This is a genomic window from Cupriavidus nantongensis (assembly GCF_041726985.1).
Taxonomy (GTDB): Bacteria; Pseudomonadota; Gammaproteobacteria; order Burkholderiales; family Burkholderiaceae; genus Cupriavidus; species Cupriavidus nantongensis_A.
Window position 1 is genome coordinate 797,351 of sequence record NZ_CP168303.1, and the last position, 20,270, is coordinate 817,620.

General features: G+C 67.2%; 19 protein-coding genes. 16 read left to right on the forward strand and 3 right to left on the reverse strand.

Translation table 11 applies throughout. From position 1 onward, the window contains the following. Nucleotide 1 precedes the first annotated feature (1 nt). The 6 genes from ACEI37_RS14720 (at nt 2) to cysM (ending at nt 6,585) form a co-directional block, all read left to right on the forward strand. Entirely contained in the window at nt 2-1,393 is a 1,392-nt protein-coding gene (locus ACEI37_RS14720) for a UDP-glucose/GDP-mannose dehydrogenase family protein (protein WP_373379518.1), read from the forward strand. An 80-nt stretch (nt 1,394-1,473) separates the two neighbouring features. Continuing rightward, on the forward strand, nt 1,474-2,421 hold the full coding sequence (rfaE1, locus tag ACEI37_RS14725) for a D-glycero-beta-D-manno-heptose-7-phosphate kinase (RefSeq protein WP_018007057.1): 948 nt from the start codon (nt 1,474-1,476) through the stop codon (nt 2,419-2,421). Between the two features lie 27 nt (nt 2,422-2,448). Then, a complete protein-coding gene (rfaD, locus tag ACEI37_RS14730; protein ID WP_373379520.1) occupies nt 2,449-3,444 on the forward strand; it encodes an ADP-glyceromanno-heptose 6-epimerase in 996 nt (331 codons plus the stop codon). Between the two features lie 165 nt (nt 3,445-3,609). After that, nucleotides 3,610-4,020 carry a ComEA family DNA-binding protein gene (locus ACEI37_RS14735; RefSeq protein ID WP_373379521.1) on the forward strand — a complete coding sequence of 137 codons (411 nt, stop codon included), beginning with the start codon at nt 3,610-3,612 and terminating at the stop codon, nt 4,018-4,020. Nucleotides 4,021-4,257: 237 nt separating this feature from the next. Further along, the gene (locus tag ACEI37_RS14740; protein ID WP_373379522.1) at nt 4,258-5,559 is read left to right on the forward strand and encodes a solute carrier family 23 protein; all 1,302 of its coding nucleotides are present in this window, start codon (nt 4,258-4,260) and stop codon (nt 5,557-5,559) included. A gap of 123 nt (nt 5,560-5,682) precedes the next feature. Then, the gene (gene cysM, locus ACEI37_RS14745) at nt 5,683-6,585 is read left to right on the forward strand and encodes a cysteine synthase CysM (RefSeq protein WP_373379523.1); all 903 of its coding nucleotides are present in this window, start codon (nt 5,683-5,685) and stop codon (nt 6,583-6,585) included. A gap of 66 nt (nt 6,586-6,651) precedes the next feature. Here the strand turns inward: cysM and mltB are convergent, their stop codons facing one another. Continuing rightward, entirely contained in the window at nt 6,652-7,758 is a 1,107-nt protein-coding gene (mltB, locus tag ACEI37_RS14750; RefSeq protein WP_373379525.1) for a lytic murein transglycosylase B, read from the reverse strand. 169 nt (nt 7,759-7,927) lie between these two features. On the opposite strand from mltB, the gene ACEI37_RS14755 reads away from it, so the two are divergent. From ACEI37_RS14755 to ACEI37_RS14790, 8 genes are all read left to right on the forward strand, one after another. Continuing rightward, a complete protein-coding gene (locus ACEI37_RS14755; RefSeq protein ID WP_373379526.1) occupies nt 7,928-8,851 on the forward strand; it encodes a histone deacetylase family protein in 924 nt (307 codons plus the stop codon). Nucleotides 8,852-8,863: 12 nt separating this feature from the next. Continuing rightward, a complete protein-coding gene (locus ACEI37_RS14760; RefSeq protein WP_373379527.1) occupies nt 8,864-9,667 on the forward strand; it encodes an enoyl-CoA hydratase in 804 nt (267 codons plus the stop codon). Nucleotides 9,668-9,832: 165 nt separating this feature from the next. Next, a complete protein-coding gene (locus ACEI37_RS14765) occupies nt 9,833-10,867 on the forward strand; it encodes a methionine ABC transporter ATP-binding protein (protein ID WP_373379528.1) in 1,035 nt (344 codons plus the stop codon). Next, nucleotides 10,857-11,510 carry a methionine ABC transporter permease gene (locus ACEI37_RS14770; protein WP_092308203.1) on the forward strand — a complete coding sequence of 218 codons (654 nt, stop codon included), beginning with the start codon at nt 10,857-10,859 and terminating at the stop codon, nt 11,508-11,510. The genes ACEI37_RS14765 and ACEI37_RS14770 overlap by 11 nt, the downstream gene beginning before the upstream one ends. Nucleotides 11,511-11,541: 31 nt before the next feature. After that, nucleotides 11,542-12,339: a MetQ/NlpA family ABC transporter substrate-binding protein gene (locus ACEI37_RS14775; protein ID WP_373379530.1), complete on the forward strand. Its 798-nt coding sequence runs from the start codon at nt 11,542-11,544 to the stop codon at nt 12,337-12,339. 230 nt (nt 12,340-12,569) lie between these two features. Continuing rightward, the gene (locus tag ACEI37_RS14780) at nt 12,570-13,319 is read left to right on the forward strand and encodes an electron transfer flavoprotein subunit beta/FixA family protein (RefSeq protein WP_062797375.1); all 750 of its coding nucleotides are present in this window, start codon (nt 12,570-12,572) and stop codon (nt 13,317-13,319) included. A 19-nt stretch (nt 13,320-13,338) separates the two neighbouring features. Then, nucleotides 13,339-14,274: an electron transfer flavoprotein subunit alpha/FixB family protein gene (locus ACEI37_RS14785; RefSeq protein ID WP_018007045.1), complete on the forward strand. Its 936-nt coding sequence runs from the start codon at nt 13,339-13,341 to the stop codon at nt 14,272-14,274. Between the two features lie 118 nt (nt 14,275-14,392). Beyond that, the gene (locus tag ACEI37_RS14790) at nt 14,393-16,177 is read left to right on the forward strand and encodes an acyl-CoA dehydrogenase (protein WP_373379531.1); all 1,785 of its coding nucleotides are present in this window, start codon (nt 14,393-14,395) and stop codon (nt 16,175-16,177) included. A gap of 73 nt (nt 16,178-16,250) precedes the next feature. Here ACEI37_RS14790 and ACEI37_RS14795 read toward each other — a convergent pair whose 3' ends face one another. Continuing rightward, nucleotides 16,251-17,555 carry a D-amino acid dehydrogenase gene (locus ACEI37_RS14795; protein ID WP_373379532.1) on the reverse strand — a complete coding sequence of 435 codons (1,305 nt, stop codon included), beginning with the start codon at nt 17,553-17,555 and terminating at the stop codon, nt 16,251-16,253. Between the two features lie 107 nt (nt 17,556-17,662). Between ACEI37_RS14795 and ACEI37_RS14800 the strand changes: the two genes are divergently transcribed. Beyond that, nucleotides 17,663-18,166: an Lrp/AsnC ligand binding domain-containing protein gene (locus ACEI37_RS14800; protein WP_012352108.1), complete on the forward strand. Its 504-nt coding sequence runs from the start codon at nt 17,663-17,665 to the stop codon at nt 18,164-18,166. A gap of 11 nt (nt 18,167-18,177) precedes the next feature. Continuing rightward, the gene (locus ACEI37_RS14805; RefSeq protein WP_373379534.1) at nt 18,178-19,407 is read left to right on the forward strand and encodes a PA0069 family radical SAM protein; all 1,230 of its coding nucleotides are present in this window, start codon (nt 18,178-18,180) and stop codon (nt 19,405-19,407) included. A gap of 326 nt (nt 19,408-19,733) precedes the next feature. On the opposite strand, the gene ACEI37_RS14810 is transcribed toward ACEI37_RS14805, so the two are convergent. Continuing rightward, nucleotides 19,734-20,225: an NINE protein gene (locus ACEI37_RS14810; protein ID WP_373379535.1), complete on the reverse strand. Its 492-nt coding sequence runs from the start codon at nt 20,223-20,225 to the stop codon at nt 19,734-19,736. Between the last annotated feature and the right edge of the window lie 45 nt (nt 20,226-20,270).

Below are 20,270 nucleotides of genomic sequence, written 5' to 3' on the forward strand. Positions count from 1 at the left end.
TATGAAAGTCACCATTATCGGCAGCGGCTACGTCGGTCTCGTCACCGGCGCCTGCCTTGCGGAGCAGGGCAACGACGTGTTCTGCCTGGACCTGGACGAGCAGAAGATCGCGCTGCTCAACGCGGGCGGCGTGCCGATCTACGAGCCGGGCCTGCAGGAACTGATCCAGCGCAACCGCGAGGCCGGCCGCCTGACCTTTTCCACCGACGTCGGGGCCAGCGTCGAGCATGCCGACGTGCAGTTCATCGCGGTGGGCACGCCGCCGGACGAAGACGGCTCGGCCGACCTCAAGTACGTGCTGGCGGCGGCGCGCAATATCGGCCGCCACATGACCGGCTTCAAGGTGGTGGTCGACAAGTCGACCGTGCCGGTGGGCACCGGCGACCGCGTCACCGCCGCGATCCGCGAGGAACTGGCCGTGCGCGGGCTGGAAGACCTGCAGTTCTCGGTGGTGTCGAACCCCGAGTTCCTGAAGGAGGGCGCCGCGGTCGAAGACTTCATGCGCCCCGACCGCATCGTGCTGGGCTGCAATGCCGACGCCGCCGGCCGCCACGCGCAGGCCACCATGCGGCAGCTGTACGCGCCGTTCAACCGCCATCACGAGCGCACCTTCTACATGGACGTGCGCTCGGCCGAGTTCACCAAGTACGCCGCCAATTCGATGCTGGCCACGCGCATCTCGTTCATGAACGAGCTCGCCAACCTGGCCGACGAGGTCGGCGCCGATATCGAGCTGGTGCGCATGGGCATCGGCTCGGACCCGCGCATCGGCTACAGTTTCCTCTATGCCGGCGCTGGCTACGGCGGATCGTGCTTCCCCAAGGACGTGCAGGCGCTGATGCGCACCGCCGCCGACCACGGCAAGCCGATGCGCGTGCTGGAGGCGGTGGAAGCCGTCAACGGCGCGCAGAAGCGCGTGCTGGGCGAGAAGATCGTGCGCCGTTTCGGCGACGACCTGAGCGGCCGCGTGTTCGCGGTCTGGGGCCTCGCCTTCAAGCCGAACACCGACGACATGCGCGAGGCGCCGTCGCGCGTGCTGGCGCGCGAGCTGGTGTCGCGCGGCGCGTCGCTGCGCGTGCATGACCCGGTCTCGATGGCCGAGGCGCGCCGGGTGCTGGAGGCCGACCTGGCCGACGTGCCGGGCGGCGCGGCGCGCGTGAGCTTCCACCAGCACCAGATGGATGCGCTCGACGGCGCCGACGCGCTGGCGATTGTGACCGAATGGAAGGTGTTCCGCAGCCCGGACTTCGGGCAGATCAAGCGGCGGCTGAAGTCGCCGGTGATCTTCGATGGACGCAATCTGTATGAGCCCGAGGCGATGCGCGAGACCGGCGTGGAGTATCACGCCATCGGCCGCCCGACCCGCAAGGCTGCGCCCGCGGCGAACGACTGAGGCGCCGGCGGGTCAACGGACTCATCAACCGATAAGCTAACGCGGCGGCCGCTGCCGCCGCGATATTGCCAAGGATCTTCATGAACAAGACCGTCATTCCGCAGGAGCAGATCCGGCAGTCCCATATCCTGGTGGTCGGCGACATGATGCTGGACCGCTATTGGTTCGGCGACGTCGAGCGCATTTCGCCCGAAGCGCCGGTGCCGGTGGTGCAGGTCAAGCGCAGCGACGAGCGCCTGGGCGGCGCCGCCAACGTCGCCCGCAACGCCGCGGCGCTGGGCGCACGCGTCGGCATGCTGGGCGTGGTCGGCGACGACGAGCCGGCGCGCACGCTCGAGGCGCTGCTGGCCGAGAGCCACGTGCAGCCCTACCTGCACCGCGATGCCAAGATCAACACCACCATCAAGCTGCGCGTGGTGGCGCACCAGCAGCAGCTGCTGCGCGTCGATTTCGAAAACACGCCGGCGCACGAAGTGCTGCTCGCGGTACAGGACCGCTTCCAGGGGCTGGTCAACGACTACCAGGTGCTAGTGCTGTCCGACTACGGCAAGGGCGGGCTGACCCATGTCACGCGCATGATCGACGCCGGCCGCGCGGCCGGCCGCAAGGTACTGGTCGACCCGAAGGGTGACGACTACTCGCGCTACCGCGGCGCCACGCTGATCACCCCCAACCGTGCCGAGATGCGTGCCGTGGTCGGCGCCTGGAAGACCGAGGCCGACCTGACCATCCGCGCGCAGAACCTGCGCCGCGCGCTGCAGCTCGAGGCGCTGCTGCTGACGCGCTCGGAAGAGGGCATGACGCTCTATACCGAAGCTGAAGTGCTGCACGTCTCGGCCCAGGCGCGCGAGGTCTATGATGTATCCGGTGCCGGCGACACCGTGATCGCCACGCTCGCCACCATGATGGGTGCGGGCGTGCCGCTCAAGGAAGCCGTACAGCATGCCAATCGCGCCGGCGGCATCGTGGTCGGCAAGCTGGGCACCGCCGTCGTCACTTATCCCGAATTGTTCGGCGCCGCTGCCTGAGGCGCGGCGCCCCATCCTGATCCGACCATGACCATCATCGTCACCGGCGCCGCGGGTTTTATCGGCAGCAATCTCGTCAAGGGCCTGAACGAACGCGGCGAGACCAACGTCATCGCCGTCGACAACCTGACCCGCGCCGACAAGTTCCACAACCTGGTCGACTGCGAGATCTCCGATTACCTGGACAAGCAGGACTTCCTCGCGCGCTTTGCCCGCGGCGAGTTCGGCAAGGTCCGCGCGGTGTTCCATGAAGGCGCGTGCTCCGACACCATGGAGACCGACGGCCGCTATATGATGGAGAACAACTACCGCTACACGCTGTCGCTGATGGAGAGCTGCCTGGAGCAGGGCACGCAGTTCCTCTACGCATCGTCGGCGGCGACCTACGGCGCCTCGCAGGTGTTCCGCGAAGACCGCGAGTTCGAGCGACCGCTCAACGTCTACGGCTACTCGAAGTTCCTGTTCGATCAGATCGTGCGGCGCCGGCTGCCATCGGCGCTGTCGCAGATCGTCGGCTTCCGTTACTTCAACGTGTACGGTCCGCGCGAAACGCACAAGGGCCGCATGGCCTCGGTGGCGTTCCACAACTTCAACCAGTTCCGCGCCGACGGCACGGTGAAGCTGTTCGGCGAATACGGCGGCTATGGCCCTGGCATGCAGAGCCGCGACTTCATCTCGGTCGAGGACGTGGTCAAGGTCAACCTGTTCTTCTTCGACCATCCGGAGAAGTCCGGCATCTTCAACCTGGGCACCGGCCGCGCCCAGCCGTTCAACGACATCGCCGCGACCGTGGTCAACACGCTGCGCGAGGCCGAAGGCAAGCCGCCGCTGTCGCTGGACGACCTGGTACAGGAAGGGCTGGTCGAGTACGTCAAGTTTCCCGACGCACTGCGCGGCAAGTACCAGTGCTTCACGCAGTCGGATGTGTCCAAGCTGCGCGGCGCCGGCTACGGCGAGCGCTTCCTGACCGTCGAGGAAGGCGTGGCGCGCTACTGCCGCTGGCTGCTCGAGCGCAACGGCTGAAGCCCGCATCGTTCCTGCTTCACGCCGGCCGACACGCTTTCGTGCGGCCGGTGTCAACTTTTGTTGCCGCATGCGCCGCGCTCGCGGCGCGCCCCTATCCTGACCTGACCTCGCCGCCCCGGCGGGGGTGGTACCTCAGACCATCCACAGGAAAGGAGAGCCTTCATGGCCATGCACTGGATCCGGCAACTTGCCCGGCGTTTTTCCCTCATTTCCCTCGCGGCAACCTTGTGCCTGCTTGCCGGCGGCACCGCACATGCCGCGGTCGACGTCAACACCGCCGACGAAGCAGCGCTGACCTCGGTCAAGGGCGTGGGCCCGGCCACGGCCCGCCACATCGTCGAAGAGCGCAACAAACGCGGGCCGTACAAGGACGCTGCCGACCTGGCCGAGCGCGTCAGCGGCATCGGGCCCAAGTCCGTGGCCAAGCTGCAGGACGCCGGCCTGACCATCGCCGGCAAGGGCGCGCCATCCGCGGCGCCCACCGCCGCGCCGTCCACTGCGCCTTCCGCTGCCACGCCGGCGCCCGCCAAGGGGGCAAAGGCAACGCCTGCACCGGCAAAGCCGGCCCGCTAGCACCGCCACTGCTGCCCTGGGCCCGGTCGTGCTGCGGCCGGGTGCGTTGTGGCTGGTATGCGTTGTGCTAAAGCTTGTCGGCTTCGCAGCCCCCGTGGCGGCGGAGTATCATGCGGACGCCGCGCAGGCAGGACCTGCCGCGCGGCTGCCGACCGGCATTCCACAACCTAACAACCAGGCACAAGCGCGGCGGCCGCCGATCCGGTGGCCAGCCCGGACCACAGGGAGCAAGACAATATGGCGAATGGCGAGGACGCGGGATTCCTGCCGCAATGGCGGCTCAAGACCGAGGGCGTGATCGGCCCCGATGAGCGGCTGCCCGCGGGGCAGACACTGCTGGCCGGGATCCAGCACGTGGTGGCGATGTTCGGCTCGACCGCCATCGCGCCGATCCTGATGGGCTTCAACCCGAATATCGCCATCCTGTTTTCCGGCATCGGCACGCTGATCTTTTTCCTTTGCGTGCGCGGCCGGGTGCCCAGCTACCTGGGCTCCAGCTTTGCCTTCATCGCGGTGGTGATCGCCGCCACCGGCTATGCCGGCAGCGGCCCCAACCTCAATATCCCGGTGGCGCTGGGCGGCATCATTGCCGCGGGTGCGCTGTACACGCTGATCGGCCTGGTGGTGCAGGCGGTGGGGTACGCCTGGGTGGAAAAGCTGATGCCGCCGGTGGTGACCGGCGCCATCGTCGCGGCGATCGGGCTGAACCTGGCGCCGGTGGCAGTCAAGGCGGTCAGCGGCGCGGCGCTCGATACCTGGGTGGGGCTGCTCACCGTGGTCGCGGTGGGGCTGGTCGCGGTGCGCGCGCCCGGCATGGTCGGCCGCCTGCCGGTGCTGATCGGCGGCCTGGCCGGCTACGTTGCCTACTACCTGGGCACCAATGTGATGGGACTGGGCAAACCGATCGATTTCTCCGGCGTGGCCGCTGCCAGCTGGTTCGGCCTGCCGGCGTTTACCGCCCCGACGTTCGAGCTCGGCGCCATGCTGCTGATCGCGCCGGTGGCGATCGTGCTGGTGGCCGAGAACCTGGGCCATATCAAGGCCATCGGCGTGATGACGGGGCGCAACCTGGATCCGTACATCGGCCGTGCCTTTATCGGCGACGGCATCGCCACCATGCTGTCGGCCAGCGGTGGCGGCACCGGCGTGACCACCTATGCCGAGAACATGGGGGTGATGGCGGTCACCAAGATCTATTCGACGCTGATCTTCGTGGTGGCCGCCGCCGTGGCCATCCTGCTGGGCTTCTCGCCCAAGTTCGGCGCGTTGATCCTGACCATCCCCGGGCCGGTGATCGGCGGCCTGACCATCGTCGTGTTCGGCCTGATCGCCGCCACCGCGGGCCGCATCTGGGTGCAGAACCACGTGGATTTCTCCAGTTCGCGCAACCTGATCACGGTGGGCGCCACGCTGACGGTGGCGGCCGGCGACCTGACGCTGAAGCTGGGCGGCATGACGCTGGGCGGCATCGGCACCGCTACCTTCGGCTGCATCCTGCTGTACCACCTGCTGGGCGAAGGCAACCGCGAAGAGGCCTGAGCCACGACAGACGCCGGCAGGCGGCGCAAATCCCGCCTGCCGGCGAGGGGATAGGGGTCTGGATTACAATGGCCGGCGAACTGGAATCCCCCGGCATCCCCCGTTTTGACCTTCCTTCGCCCCATGGCCTACAAGACAATTGAAGACACCATCGGCAATACGCCGCTGGTCAGACTGCAGCGCATCCCCGGCGCCGCCAACGACGCGCGCGGCAATGTGATCCTCGGCAAGCTCGAAGGCAACAATCCGGCCGGTTCGGTCAAGGACCGCCCGGCGGTGTCGATGATCGCCCGGGCCGAAGCGCGCGGACGCATCAAGCCGGGCGATACGCTGATCGAGGCAACGTCGGGCAACACCGGCATCGCGCTGGCCATGGCGGCCGCCATCCGTGGCTACAAGATGGTGCTGATCATGCCCGAGGACCTGAGCCTCGAGCGCAGGCAGAGCATGGCGGCCTACGGCGCCGAAATCATCCTGACCCCGGTCAAGGGCGGCATGGAGTATGCCCGTGACCTGGCCGATTCGATGGAGCGCGACGGCAAGGGCGTGATCCTGGACCAGTTCGCCAACCCGGACAACCCGCAGGCGCACTACGAGGGCACCGGCCCCGAGATCTGGCGCGATACCGACGGCCGCATCACCCATTTCGTTTCGGCGATGGGCACCACCGGCACCATCACCGGCGTGTCGCGCTACCTCAAGGAGCAGAATCCCGCGATCCAGATCGTCGGTGCGCAGCCGGCCGAAGGCTCGCGCATCCCGGGCATCCGCAAGTGGCCCGAAGCGTATCTGCCCAAGATCTACGATCCCAAGTACATCGACCGCACCGAGCCGGTGAGCCAGGGCGATGCCGAGCACATGGCGCGCCGCATGGCATCGGAAGAGGGCATCTTCTGCGGCATTTCCGCCGCCGGCGCGTTGTGCGTGGCCTTGCGCGTTGCCGAGGAAGTCGAGAATGCCACCATCGTCTTCGTGGTGTGCGATCGCGGCGACCGCTACTTGTCGACTGGCGTGTTCCCGGCCTGATCCGCAGCGCCGAAAAAAATAAAGGCCTCGCTGATGCGAGGCCTTTTTGATTTTGGCCGTGCCGCCTCAGCCCATCGCTGCCTTGACCGCCTCACCCAGCTGGTACACCGCCAGCGCATAGAAGAAGCTGCGGTTGTACCGCGTCAGCACATAGAAGTTGCGCAGGCCCAGCAGGTACTCGGTGGGCTGGTCCGGCGTGGGCAGGTCCACCACCAGCACGCCGGTTTGGCCTTCGCGCGCCAGGTTGATGGGTTCGTCCACGCGCAGCCCGGCGCGGGTCAGCTGGTCGAGGGTGCGGGTCGGCCACGGCTCGCCATCGGCCGCCGCGGTGGCGATACCCAGGCTGCCGGCGTCGGGGGCGATGCGCCACACCACCGGACGGCCCGGCTCCCAGCCGTGCAGCTGCAGGAAGCGCGCCACGCTGCCGATGGCGTCGGTGGGGCTGTTGCGCAGGTCGATGTGGCCGTTGTTGTCGTAGTCGATGGCGTATTCGCGCAGGCTGGTCGGCATGAACTGCGGAATGCCGATGGCGCCGGCATACGAGCCCAGCACCGAGTAGACGTCGGTGCGGGTGTCGCGGCACCACAGCAGGTAGTCGGCCAGCTGGTTGCGGAACAGCGTGGAGCGTGCCGCGCGGTTCGGCGTGTCGGGGTAGTCGAAGGCCAGCGTCGACAGCGAATCGAGCACGCGGAACGAGCCCATGTCGCGGCCGTAGATGGTTTCGACGCCGATGATGCCGACGATGACCGAGGCCGGCACGCCGAACTCGGCCTCGGCGCGGCGCAGCGTGTCGCGGTTGTCCTGCCAGAAGCGCACGCCGGCATTGATGCGGATCGGCTCGATAAAGCGCGAGCGGTAGGTGCGCCAGCTTTTGCGGCCGGTGGTGGCGGGCGGCATGATCAGCCGCACCACGGTGGCCGAGTAGACCGCCTGCCCGAACCAGTCCTGCAGCGTGCCGCGGTCAAAGCCGTGGCGCGCCACCATCTCGTCGATAAAGGCACGTGCTTGCGGGTTGTCGCGGTAGCGGCCGGGTTCGATTTCTTCCTCGCGCACGCTGACGCGGCGTTTGCCGGCGGCGAGCAGGCTGGGGGAGAGGCCGCAGAGTCCGAGTGCGGCAGCGGAAAGCGCGGCGCCCAGCAGGGGGCGTCGCAGTGAGCGCTGGGTGTCGGTCATGGTGTCCTTTGCAAGTCGCACCGAGTATAGCGGATGCCACCGCGGCAGCCGCGGCGGGGCGGGTGCGGCATGGCGCGCCGGCGCTGCTGGGTGGCCAGGCGTGGCGTGTGCTAACGTAACGTTTGGAGACAACATGGCGACGCACTGCAACCCATTGCGACGATAAGAGATGCCGACAGGCTATTACACGCACCCCGAGTTCCAGCGGCACGAGATGGGGCACTTCCACCCCGAGTGTCCGGAGCGCCTGCAGGCGATCGAGGATCACCTGATTTCGCATGGCCTGGACGGGCTGCTGGAGCGCCGCGAGGCGCCGCCCGCCACGCGCGAGCAGCTCGAGCGCGTGCACCGGCCCGAGCACGTCGACGCGCTCGAAAGTGCCAGCCCGTCGAGCGGCTACTACGCGATCGATCCGGACACCTCGATGAACGCCCACACGCTCGCCGCCGCGACGCTGGCCGCGGGCGCGGCGGTGGCGGCCACCGATGCGGTGATCGCCGGCGAATTCGAGAACGCGTTTTGCTGCGTGCGCCCGCCCGGCCACCACGCCGAGCCCGGCCGCGCCATGGGCTTCTGCTTCTACAACAATGTGGCCATTGCCGCGCGCCATGCGCTGCAGGCGCATGGGCTGGAGCGCGTGGCGATCATCGACTTCGACGTGCATCACGGCAACGGCACCGAAGCGGCGTTCCGCGGCGACGAGCGCGTGATGATGTGCAGCATCTTCCAGCACCCGTTCTATCCCTACAGCGGCACCGAGCACCTGGCGCCGAACATGGTCAACATCCCGCTGCCGGCCTACAGCAATGGCATGGCGGTGCGCGAGGTGGTCGAGACCATCTGGCTGCCGCGCCTCAATGAATTCCGTCCGCAGATGCTGTTCATTTCGGCCGGCTTCGACGCGCACCGCGAGGACGACCTGGGCCAGATGGGCCTGGTGGAGCAGGACTACGCCTGGATCACCGGCCAGCTGGTCGAGGTAGCACGCACCCATGCGCAGGGCCGCATCGTCAGCTGCCTCGAGGGCGGCTACAACCTCAGCGCGCTGGGCCGCAGCGTGCTGGCCCACCTGAAGGTGCTGCTGGAGCAATAGGAGACCGCCGCCATGGCCGAGAACGATGCGCGCGTCGACGCGCCGCTGCTGACCGAATCGCGCGACGCCGCCGGCGTGGCGCGCCTGACCATGAACCGGCCGCAGGCGTTCAACGCCTTGTCCGAAGGGTTGCTCGATGCGCTCACCGATGCGCTGCGCCGGCTCGCCGCCGACCCCAGCGTGCGCGTGGTGGTGCTGGCGGGCGCGGGCAAGGCCTTCTGCGCCGGCCACGACCTGCGCGAGATGCGCGCGGCGCCGTCGCACGATTACTACCGGCGCCTGTTCGACCGCTGCACGCGCATGATGATGGCGATCCAGCAGATGCCGCAGCCGGTGATCGCCCGGGTCCACGGCATTGCCACCGCGGCCGGCTGCCAGCTGGTGGCGATGTGCGACCTGGCCGTGGCCTCGGACGATGCGCGCTTTGCCGTGTCGGGCGTCAACCTGGGCCTGTTCTGCTCGACCCCGGGCGTGGCGCTGTCGCGCAACCTGCACCGCAAGCAGGCCATGGAGATGCTGCTGACCGGCGACATGATCGATGCCGCCAGTGCGCGCGAGCGCGGGCTGGTCAACCGGGTGGTGCCGGCCGACGACCTCGACGCCGAAGTGGCGCGGCTGGCCGCCAGCATTTGCGCCAAGCCGGCCGCCGCCGTTGCTGCCGGCAAAGGGCTGTTCTACCGCCAGCTCGAGATGGGCATCGAGGCTGCCTACCAGCTGGCCGGCCAGACCATGGCCTGCAACATGATGGACGATGCGGCGCTGGAGGGGGTGCAAGCCTTTATCGACAAGCGGCCGCCGTCCTGGCGTGCCTCGTGATCGACTTATCAGGTCTTTATATGCCGGGAACGCATAAAGACATCGGCAAAAAGTCGTTTATGGTATGAAGCGAATCGCATAAAATACGCGCTTCAGAAAAATAACGAGCGGCAACAGCGCTGGAGATCCCTCGCCTGTTGCCGTTTTCTTTTGGTCACCTTTTCCATGATCGAACTGCAAGGACTGTCGCAGCGCTTCCCGGGCGCGTCTGGCGACGTGCATGCATTGCGAGACGTCAGCCTGTCGATTGCGGCGGGCGAAGTCTTCGGCATCATCGGCCGCAGCGGCGCCGGCAAGAGCACGCTGGTGCGCGCCATCAACCTGCTGAACCGGCCCACCAGCGGCCGCGTCATCGTCGCCGGCCAGGACCTGACCGCGCTGGACAAGGGCGCGCTGCGCCTGGCGCGGCGCGACATCGGCATGATCTTCCAGCACTTCAACCTGCTGTCGTCGCGCACCGTCTATGACAACGTGGCGCTGCCGCTGGAGCTGGCCGGCAAGCCCAGGGCTGAGATTGCAGCGACGGTACTGCCGCTGCTGGAGCTGGTCGGGCTGTCGGCGCTGAAGGACCGCTACCCGGCGCAAATCAGCGGCGGGCAGAAGCAGCGCGTGGGCATTGCGCGCGCGCTGGCGAGCAAGCCCAAGGTGCTGCTGTCGGACGAGGCCACGTCCGCGCTCGATCCCGAAACCACCCGTTCCATCCTGGATCTGCTCAAGCAGATCAACCGCGAGCTGGGCCTGACCATCGTGATGATCACGCACCAGATGGAGGTGATCAAGCAGGTCTGCGACCGCGTGGCCGTGCTCGAAGCCGGCCAGGTGGTGGAGACCGGGCGCGTGATCGACGTATTCCTGCGCCCGCAGCACGAAGTCACGCGCGCCATGATCGGCGACGTCATCTCGCAGGAACTGCCGGCGAGCGTGCTCAAGCGCGTCGAAAGCCGGCTCGGCAACGGGCGCGACCACGTCTACCGCCTCGCCTTCACCGGCGAGGGCGTCGACCAGCCGGTGCTGGCGCAGGCGATCCGCCGCTACGGGCTGGACTTCAATATCCTGCACGGCCATATCGACGAGATCCAGGGGCAGGCTTTCGGCTCGCTGGCGATCATGGCGACCGGCGAACTGGCCGATGTGAAGGCAGCAATGGAATACCTGCAGGCGCAAGGCGTCGTGGTGGAGGAGTTCGAGCATGTGGTCTGAAATGTTTGACCTGTTCCTGACCTCGTTCAACGAGACCCTGCTGATGGTGGCGATCTCGGGCGTGGTCGGCGCGCTGCTGGGCGTGCCGCTGGGCGTGCTGCTGCACCTGACCAACCGCGGCGGCGTGCTGTCGCACCCGCTGTTCAACCGCACCATCGGCGTGGTGGTCAACGCGGTGCGCTCGATCCCGTTCATCATCCTGCTGGTGGTGGTGATCCCGTTCACGCGCTTTATCGTCGGCTCGTCGATCGGCACCACCGCGGCGATCGTGCCGCTGACCATCGCGGCGATCCCGTTTATCGCGCGCCTGGTCGAAAGCGCGCTGCGCGAGGTCGACAAGGGCCTGGTCGAGGCGGCGCAGTCGATGGGTGCCACCACGCGCCAGATCGTGTGGAAGGTGCTGCTGCCCGAGGCCATGCCCGGCATCGTCGCCGGCCTGACCATCACCTTCGTCAGCCTAGTCGGCTATTCGGCCATGGCCGGCGCGATCGGCGGCGGCGGACTGGGCGACCTCGGCATCCGCTATGGCTACCAGCGCTACATCACCGAGGTGATGGTGGCGGTGGTGGTGATCCTGATCGTGTTCGTGCAGGCTGTGCAGAGCTTCGGCGACTGGCTGGTCCGCCGCATCAGCCATCGCTGAACCCAGACTTTTTTGAGATAGGAACGCAATCATGCAACGTCGCAACCTGCTGCAATGGATTCTCGGCGCCGCGCTCGGCGCCTCGCTGTCCGCTGGCGCGATCGCCCAGGACAAGCCGATCAGGATCGGCGTCACCGGCGGCCCGCACGCCCAGATCATGGAACAGGTGAAGAAGGTCGCCGCCAGGGACGGCCTCAATATCCAGGTGGTCGAGTTCAGCGACTACGTCCAGCCCAATGCCGCGCTGGCCGCCGGCGACCTGGATGCCAACAGCTACCAGCACCTGCCGTACCTGGAAGCCCAGATCAAGGACCGCGGCTACAAGTTCACGCATATTGCCTACACGGTGACGTTCCCGATGGGCGTGTACTCGAAGAAGATCAAGTCGCTCGACCAACTCAAGCAGGGTGCGCGCGTGGGCGTGCCCAACGACCCCACCAACGGCGGCCGCGGCCTGTTGCTGCTACAGAGCAAGGGCGTGATCAAGCTCAAGCCCAACGCGGGACTGAAGGCAACGCCGCTGGACATCGCGGAGAACCCGAAGAAGATCCGCATCGTCGAGCTCGACGCCGCGCAACTGCCGCGCTCGCTGGATGACCTGGATGCCGCCGCGATCAACGGCAACTATGCCGAGTCCGCGGGCCTGTCGCCGACCAAGGACGCGATCGCCATGGAGGGTCCGAAGGGGCCGTACGCCAACCTGATCGCGATCCGCGACGCCGACAAGAGCAAGCCCTGGGTGGCCAAGCTGGTGAAGGCCTACCATTCGCCGGAAATCAAGCAATACGTCACATCGACCTTCAAGGAATCGGTCATTACCGCCTGGTAATTTCCTGGTGAGCCGGCGTCACTCGAGGGTTTCATCCAATCGGACGAGGCCTGCCGGCGTGGCTTTGCGGCACAATCGCCTGACCGGTAAAAAGGTGCCGGGCCTATGCCCGGCATCATTTTGCCGATAAAATAGTACGATCGTTCGAAAAATAGGAGAGCCGCCAACCCGGTGGTTATAATGACGAGCGAACAAAATTTCTGACTATCAGCTATCAGTGGAGTGAGCGCATGAAAGTACTCGTCGCAGTCAAGCGGGTGGTGGATTACAACGTCAAGGTCCGCGTCAAGGCGGACGGTTCGGGCGTCGATCTGGCCAACGTCAAGATGAGCATGAACCCCTTCGACGAAATCGCCGTGGAAGAGGCCGTGCGCCTGAAGGAAGCCGGCGTTGCCACCGAAGTGGTCGCGGTGTCGTGCGGTGTCACGCAGTGCCAGGAAACCCTGCGCACCGCGATGGCCATCGGTGCCGACCGCGGCATCCTGGTGGAATCGAACGAAGACCTGCAACCGCTGGCCGTGGCCAAGCTGCTGAAGGCGCTGATCGACAAGGAACAGCCGCAACTGGTGATCCTGGGCAAGCAGGCCATCGACGACGACTCCAACCAGACCGGTCAGATGGTCGCCGCGCTGGCCAACCTGCCGCAAGCCACGTTCGCCTCGAAGGTGGTGGTCGCCGACGGCAAGGCCTCGGTCACGCGTGAAGTCGACGGCGGCCTGGAAACGCTGTCGCTGAGCCTGCCGGCGGTGGTGACTACCGACCTGCGCCTGAACGAGCCGCGCTACGTCACGCTGCCGAACATCATGAAGGCGAAGAAGAAGCCGCTGGACACCGTCAAGCCGGAAGACCTCGGCGTCGACGTCAAGCCGCGCCTGTCGACCCTGAAAGTGGTCGAGCCGCCCAAGCGCAGCGCGGGTGTGATGGTGCCGGACGTCGCGACGCTGGTGCAGAAGCTGAAGAACGAAGCCAAGGTTATCTGAGAGCGCGGGGAGAAATAACATGACTGCACTCGTCATTGCTGAACACGACAATCAATCGATCAAGGGCGCCACGCTCAACACCGTGACCGCCGCAGCCCAATGCGGCGGCGACGTGCACGTGCTGGTGGCCGGTTCCAACGCCAAGGCCGCGGCCGATGCCGCCGCCAAGATCGCCGGCGTGACCAAGGTCCTGCTGGCCGACGCCGCCTACTTCGGCGACGGCCTGGCCGAGAACGTGGCCGAGCAGGCGCTGGCCATCGCCAACGACTACTCGCACATCCTGGCCCCGGCCACCCCGTACGGCAAGAACATCCTGCCGCGCGTGGCCGCCAAGCTGGACGTGGCCCAGATCTCGGAAATCTCCAAGGTCGACGCGCCGGACACCTTCGAGCGCCCGATCTACGCCGGCAACGCCATCGCCACGGTCAAGTCGGAAGACAAGATCAAGGTCATCACCGTGCGCGGCACCGCCTTCGACGCCGCTGCTGCCGAAGGTGGCTCGGCCGCCGTCGAGACCCTGCCGGCCGTTGCCGATGCAGGCGTTTCGCAATTCGTTTCGCGCGAAGTGGCCAAGAGCGACCGTCCGGAACTGACCGCCGCCAAGATCATCGTCTCGGGTGGCCGTGGCGTGGGCTCGGGCGAGAACTACACCAAGGTGCTGACGCCGCTGGCCGACAAGCTCAACGCCGCGCTGGGCGCCTCGCGCGCCGCCGTGGACGCTGGCTTCGTGCCGAACGACTACCAGGTCGGCCAGACCGGCAAGATCGTCGCGCCGCAGCTGTATATCGCCGTCGGTATCTCGGGCGCGATCCAGCACCTGGCCGGCATGAAGGATTCCAAGGTGATCGTGGCGATCAACAAGGATGCCGAGGCCCCGATCTTCTCCGTGGCCGACTACGGCCTGGTGGGCGACCTGAACACCGTGGTGCCGGAGCTGGTGGCAGCACTGGGCTGATGCCGCGCCGGCCGTGCCGACCGCATTGGGGCCGGCATGGATAGCAGCAGGCAGCAAGTAACGAGCCGTTCCGGGGGCGACCCGCGAACGGCTTTTTCATACATGTTGGGAGACATCGATGACCTACCGTGCGCCGATCAAGGACATGCTGTTCGTCATGAACGAGCTGGCCGGCCTTGAGGCCGTCAGCCAGCTGCCCGGCTTCGAGGAAGCCACCCGCGACACCGCCGAGGCCGTGCTCGACGAGGCCGCCAAGTTCAACGAGCAGGTCGTGGCGCCGCTGAACCGCGCCGGCGATCTCGATCCGAGCAGCTGGAAGGACGGCGTGGTCACCACCACGCCGGGCTTCAGGGAAGCCTTCCGCCAGTTCGGCGAGGGCGGCTGGCAGGGTGTGCTGCATCCGCAGGAATTCGGCGGCCAGGGCCTGCCCAAGCTGATCGCCACGGCGTGCAACGAGATGCTGAATACCGCGAACCTGTCGTTCGCGCTGTGCCCGCTGCTGACCGACGGCGCCATCGAGGCGCTGCTGACGGCGGGTTCCGACGCCCAGAAGGCCACCTTCCTGCCCAAGCTGATCTCGGGCGAGTGGACCGGCACCATGAACCTGACCGAGCCGCAGGCGGGCTCGGACCTGGCCGCGGTGCGCACCCGCGCCGAGCCGCAGGGCGACGGCACCTACAAGGTGTTCGGCACCAAGATCTTCATCACTTACGGCGAGCACGACATGGCGCAGAACATCGTGCATCTCGTGCTGGCCCGCACTCCCAACGCGCCCGAAGGCGTGAAGGGCATCTCGCTGTTCATCGTGCCCAAGTTCCTGGTCAATGACGATGGCAGCACCGGGGCGCGCAACGACGTGCATTGCGTCTCGATCGAACACAAGCTGGGCATCAAGGCGAGCCCCACGGCAGTGCTGCAGTTCGGTGACCATGGCGGCGCGATCGGCACGCTGGTGGGCGAAGAGAACCGCGGCCTCGAGTACATGTTCATCATGATGAACTCGGCGCGCTTCTCGGTCGGCATGCAGGGCATCGCGGTGTCCGAGCGCGCCTACCAGCAGGCGGTGGCCTACGCGCGCGAGCGCGTGCAGAGCCGCCCGGTCGATGGCTCGGCGCGCGAGGCGGTGACCATCATCCACCACCCCGACGTCAAGCGCATGCTGATGACCATGCGCGCGCTGACCGAAGGCGCGCGCGCGGTGGCGTACGTGGCCGCGGCCGCCAGCGACGCGGCGCACCAGCATCCCGACGACGCGGTGCGCAAGCAGAGCCAGGCGTTCTACGAGTTCATGGTGCCGGTGGTGAAGGGCTGGAGCACCGAGCTGTCGATCGATGTCACCAGCCTCGGCGTGCAGGTGCACGGCGGCATGGGCTTTATCGAGGAAACCGGCGCGGCGCAGCACTACCGCGACGCGCGCATCCTGCCGATCTATGAAGGCACTACGGCGATCCAGGCCAACGACCTGGTTGGCCGCAAGACCGTGCGCGACGGCGGCGCCGTGGCACGCGAGATCTGCGCGCAGATTGCCGAGACCGAGTCCGCGCTCGGCCGTCATGGCGGCGCGGCGTTTACCGCGGTGCAGGCGCAGCTGGCCAAGGGTCGCGCCGCGCTGGAAGCCGTGGTCGAGTTCGTCGTCGCCAACGCCAAGTCGGACCCGAACGCGGTCTTCGCCGGCAGCGTGCCTTACCTGAAGCTGTGCGGCATCGTGTTCTCCGGCTGGCAGTTCGGCCGCGCCATGCTGGCCGCTGACGCGAAGCGCGCCGAAGATCCGGCCTTCCACGACGCCAAGATCGCCACTGCGCATTTCTTTGCCGAGCACATCCTGTCGCAGGCATCGGCCTTGCGCGATGCCGTGGTCAGCGGCGGGGCGCCGGTCAATGCGTTGAGCGCCGAGCAGTTCTGATCGTTGCGCGCGGATAGAAAAAGGGCGACCCGCAAGGGCCGCCCTTTTTTGTTTGGGAGAAAACCGGCTTATATCAGGCGGCTGCCGGACGCGGCGCCAGGTGATGGCGTGCCGGCTTCAGGTAGCGGCCGACCGACAGGTCGTCGGCACGGATCGCCGGCGACTTGCCCGAGACCAGGTCCGACAGCAGCTGGCCGGAGCCGCAGGCCATGGTCCAGCCGAGCGTGCCGTGGCCGGTGTTCAGCCACAGGCCGCGCACCTGGGTCGGGCCGACGATGGGGGTGCCGTCCGGCGTCATCGGGCGCAGGCCGGTCCAGAAGGTGGCCTGGCTGACATCGCCGGCGCCCGGGAACAGGTCGGTCACCACATGCTCGAGCGTGCGGCGCTTGGCCGGATCGAGGCTGCGGTCATAGCCGACGATCTGCGCCATGCCGCCGACACGGATGCGGTCGTCGAAGCGGGTCAGGGCCACCTTGTAGGTCTCGTCCAGCACCGTCGATACCGGCCCGCGCGAGGCATCGCTGAGCGGCACGGTGATCGAAAAGCCCTTGAGCGGATACACCGGCAGGTTGGACATGCCGCGCAGGAAGGGTTTGACCAGCTGCCTCGACCAGCTGCCCAGCGCCACCACCACCAGGTCGGCCGCCATCGGCTCGCCATCGACCACGGCGCCGGTGACGGCATCGCCCTGGCTCATCAGTCCGTCGATCGAGCGGTTGTACAGGAAGCGGACGCCGAGCGTGCCGGCCATGCTGGCCAGGCGCTGGGTGAACAGCGCGCAGTCGCCGGTTTCGTCATTGGGAAGGCGCAGGCCGCCGGCCAGCTTGTGGCGGACGGCGGCCAGTGCCGGTTCGCTCGCGGCGAGTTCTTCGCGCGAAAGCAACTGGTAGGGGACCCCGGCCTGCTCCAGCACCGCGATGTCCTTGGCCGCGCCTTGCAGCTGCTCGTCGGTGCGGAACACCTGCAGCGTGCCTTGCTGGCGGCCTTCGTAGGCAATGCCGGTTTCCGCGCGCAGCGCGCGGATGCAGTCGCGGCTGTACTCGGCCAGCCGCACCATGCGCTCCTTGTTGACGGCATAGCGCCCGGCGCTGCAGTTCAGCAGCATCTGCCACATCCATTGCAGCTGGAACAGCGTGCCGTCGGGGCGGATGCTGAGCGGCGCATGTTCCTGGAACATCCACTTGATCGCCTTGAGCGGCACGCCGGGCGCCGCCCACGGCGACGCGTAGCCGGGCGAGATCTGGCCCGCATTGGCAAAGCTGGTGCCGAGCGCGGGACCGGACTCGCGGTCGACCACGGTCACTTCGTGACCGGCTTTGGCCAGGTACCACGCACTGGTGACGCCAATCACGCCACTGCCAAGTACGAGAACGCGCATTTCGGGGGCTCCAACTGCGATGACTACGGTATAGAGGATTTGTCTCTATACTATTGAATGAATTCCAGTCATAGTTACCGAATTTCTCAGGAAAACAGGAAAAACTCATGAGAACGAGTCGCCAGCCCCAGCGCACGCTCGACCGGCTCGACCGTAAGATCCTGACCGCGCTGCAGAGCGACGGCAGGATGTCGATGAAGGACCTGGCCGAGGCGGTCGGGCTGACCATCACGCCGTGCATCGAGCGCGTCAAGCGCCTGGAGCGCGATGGTGTCATCATGGGCTACTACGCACGGCTCAACCCGGCACTGCTGGGCAGTGCGCTGCTGGTGTTCGTCGAGATCTCGCTGGGCAACAAGTCGGGCAATATGTTCGAGCAGTTCCGCCGCGAGGTGCTGCGCATTCCGGAAGTGCTGGAATGCCACCTGGTTTCGGGCGATTTCGACTACCTGATCAAGGCGCGCATCCGCGAGATCGGCGAGTACCGCCGGCTGTTGGGCGATATCCTGCTGCAACTGCCGGGCGCGGCGCAGTCGAAGAGCTATGTGGTGATGGAAGAGATCAAGGAGACACTGGCCATCTCGGTCGAGGAGAAGAGCCAGGCCGCGTAACGAAGGCCAGCATGGAGCGCCCCCCGCCAAACCCCAAATTCCCCGCAAGGCCCCTCGCCGGCGCGACGCGGCGCGATGCCGATGCCGACGCGCAGGCGCCGCAGGCCGGCGCGCGCCCGCCCGCGGCGCGCAAGGGCCGCGGGGCCGTCAGCAACCTGCAGGGGCGTTTCGAGCGTGACCAGCGCGAGGCGTTCGACGATGGCTGGGGTCCGGCGCCGGAAGACACCGCCGCGGCGCCCGAGGCAATTGCGGGCGCGGACGACGCGCCGCTGCCGCCGCTACGCACCGAAGTCCATCTCGAACGTGCCCGTTCCGTGCTGACGCGCAATGCCTCGCCGGATGTCCCGTTCGACGTTTCGCTCAATCCCTACCGCGGCTGCGAGCACGGCTGCATCTACTGCTTCGCCCGCCCGACGCACGCCTATCTGGACCTGTCGCCGGGGCTGGACTTCGAAACCCAGCTCTATGCCAAGACCAACGCCGCCGAGCGCCTGCGCGAAGCGCTGGCGCGGCCGTCGTACCGTTGCGAGACCATCGCGCTGGGCGTCAACACCGACGCCTACCAGCCGATCGAGCGTGAACAGCGCATCACGCGCAGCCTGCTGGAAGTGCTGCACGAATGCGACCACCCGGTGGCGCTGATCACCAAGTCGTCGTTGATCGAGCGCGATATCGACCTGCTCGCGCCAATGGCGGCCAAGCGGCTGGCGGTGGCGGCACTGACCATCACCACGCTCGACGCCGGCATCGCGCGCACGCTCGAGCCGCGGGCGGCTACGCCGTCGCGCCGGCTGCGCACCATCCGCACGCTGACCGACGCCGGCATCCCGGTCGGGGTCAGCATCGCCCCGGTGATCCCCTTCATCACCGAACCCGACCTGGAGCGCGTGCTGGAAGCGGCGCGCGAGGCGGGCGCCGTCTATGCGAACTACATCGTGCTGCGATTGCCGTGGGAAGTGCGGCCGCTGTTCGAGGAATGGCTGCAGGCGCACTTCCCAGACCGGGCCGAGCGGGTCATGAACCGCGTGCGGGACATGCGCGAAGGCAAAGCCTACGATGCGAGCTTTGCCACGCGCATGCGCGGGACCGGCGTGTGGGCGGACTTGCTGCGCCAGCGCTTCTACAAGGCCGCCGAACGGCTCGGCTTCCGCTACAACCGGTTTGAACTGGATACTTCGCGTTTTCGCTCGCCGGCGGCGGGGCCCAGCGGCAAGGACGATCCGCAGGGTTCGCTGTTCTGAGTCTTCAGGTCGGCTGCCGTGGCCTGCTGGTCGCCGATCATGCTGCTGGCGAGTTCCAGCGCGGCCTTGGCGCTCGATGGCGGCAGTCCCGAGGACAGCGCCAGCCGGACGGCGATCGCCGCCAGGCGTCCTTCCTCATAGCTTGGCATGTCGATTCTTGCTCCTTTGCGCTGCCGGGGCATGGCCTCGCCGCGCGACGCGCCGCCAGGATCGGACGGCTCTACCAGTATGGGCGAATTGGCAGAAAGGGAAACCGGCGTTTGCGGCCGCATTGACCGCGCACAAGCGATGCGCCAGGGGAGCCGTGGGCAGGCGCCTACTGGGGCCTACTGGGACAGTTCGCGCGCGGCCTCGACCTGCGACTCGAAGAAGGTCTGGAAGCTGATGGCCAGCCCTGCCATCAGCAGGCCGGTACCGATCAGCAGCGACAGGATCACCAGGATCACCACCGGCCAGCCCGAGCGCGTGGGTTTGCCGTGCGGGTTGAAGCGGGCGTCCCATTTGTCGTCGGGGCGCAGCCCATAGACGATCGCCGCCAGGAAGGCGCTGATGACGGAAATGCCGCCGGCCACGGCAAAGGTCCAGTTCAGGGCCGGGCTGCCCGCGCCGGTGGCCATCGAGGCCACGCCGATGGCGCCGGCCAGCAGCGCCAGCAGGTGCGCCCAGCCATACAGGTCGCGCAGGCCGCCCAGGTAGAAGCGGTGTGCGCCCAGGCTGCCGAACAGGAACGCCAGCGCCACCGTCAGCAGCTTCGATTTGCCGCGCGCGGAGGAAGCGGCGAGCGGAGAGGCGTGGCGGGCTGGCGTGGCTGCGGGCATGGTCGGAACGATAGTTTCAGGCCTTGGGATGCAGGCCGGCGTTGC

Excerpts from the sequence above, each read along its gene's own strand:
- ACEI37_RS14720 (WP_373379518.1), top strand. The coding sequence starts at position 2 with ATGAAAGTCACCATTATCGGCAGCGGCTACGTCGGTCTCGTCACCGGC.
- rfaE1 (WP_018007057.1), top strand. The coding sequence starts at position 1,474 with ATGAACAAGACCGTCATTCCGCAGGAGCAGATCCGGCAGTCCCATATC.
- rfaD (WP_373379520.1), top strand. The coding sequence starts at position 2,449 with ATGACCATCATCGTCACCGGCGCCGCGGGTTTTATCGGCAGCAATCTC.
- ACEI37_RS14735 (WP_373379521.1), top strand. The coding sequence starts at position 3,610 with ATGGCCATGCACTGGATCCGGCAACTTGCCCGGCGTTTTTCCCTCATT.
- ACEI37_RS14740 (WP_373379522.1), top strand. The coding sequence starts at position 4,258 with ATGGCGAATGGCGAGGACGCGGGATTCCTGCCGCAATGGCGGCTCAAG.
- cysM (WP_373379523.1), top strand. The coding sequence starts at position 5,683 with ATGGCCTACAAGACAATTGAAGACACCATCGGCAATACGCCGCTGGTC.
- mltB (WP_373379525.1), bottom strand. The coding sequence starts at position 7,758 with ATGACCGACACCCAGCGCTCACTGCGACGCCCCCTGCTGGGCGCCGCG.
- ACEI37_RS14755 (WP_373379526.1), top strand. The coding sequence starts at position 7,928 with ATGCCGACAGGCTATTACACGCACCCCGAGTTCCAGCGGCACGAGATG.
- ACEI37_RS14760 (WP_373379527.1), top strand. The coding sequence starts at position 8,864 with ATGGCCGAGAACGATGCGCGCGTCGACGCGCCGCTGCTGACCGAATCG.
- ACEI37_RS14765 (WP_373379528.1), top strand. The coding sequence starts at position 9,833 with ATGATCGAACTGCAAGGACTGTCGCAGCGCTTCCCGGGCGCGTCTGGC.
- ACEI37_RS14770 (WP_092308203.1), top strand. The coding sequence starts at position 10,857 with ATGTGGTCTGAAATGTTTGACCTGTTCCTGACCTCGTTCAACGAGACC.
- ACEI37_RS14775 (WP_373379530.1), top strand. The coding sequence starts at position 11,542 with ATGCAACGTCGCAACCTGCTGCAATGGATTCTCGGCGCCGCGCTCGGC.
- ACEI37_RS14780 (WP_062797375.1), top strand. The coding sequence starts at position 12,570 with ATGAAAGTACTCGTCGCAGTCAAGCGGGTGGTGGATTACAACGTCAAG.
- ACEI37_RS14785 (WP_018007045.1), top strand. The coding sequence starts at position 13,339 with ATGACTGCACTCGTCATTGCTGAACACGACAATCAATCGATCAAGGGC.
- ACEI37_RS14790 (WP_373379531.1), top strand. The coding sequence starts at position 14,393 with ATGACCTACCGTGCGCCGATCAAGGACATGCTGTTCGTCATGAACGAG.
- ACEI37_RS14795 (WP_373379532.1), bottom strand. The coding sequence starts at position 17,555 with ATGCGCGTTCTCGTACTTGGCAGTGGCGTGATTGGCGTCACCAGTGCG.
- ACEI37_RS14800 (WP_012352108.1), top strand. The coding sequence starts at position 17,663 with ATGAGAACGAGTCGCCAGCCCCAGCGCACGCTCGACCGGCTCGACCGT.
- ACEI37_RS14805 (WP_373379534.1), top strand. The coding sequence starts at position 18,178 with ATGGAGCGCCCCCCGCCAAACCCCAAATTCCCCGCAAGGCCCCTCGCC.
- ACEI37_RS14810 (WP_373379535.1), bottom strand. The coding sequence starts at position 20,225 with ATGCCCGCAGCCACGCCAGCCCGCCACGCCTCTCCGCTCGCCGCTTCC.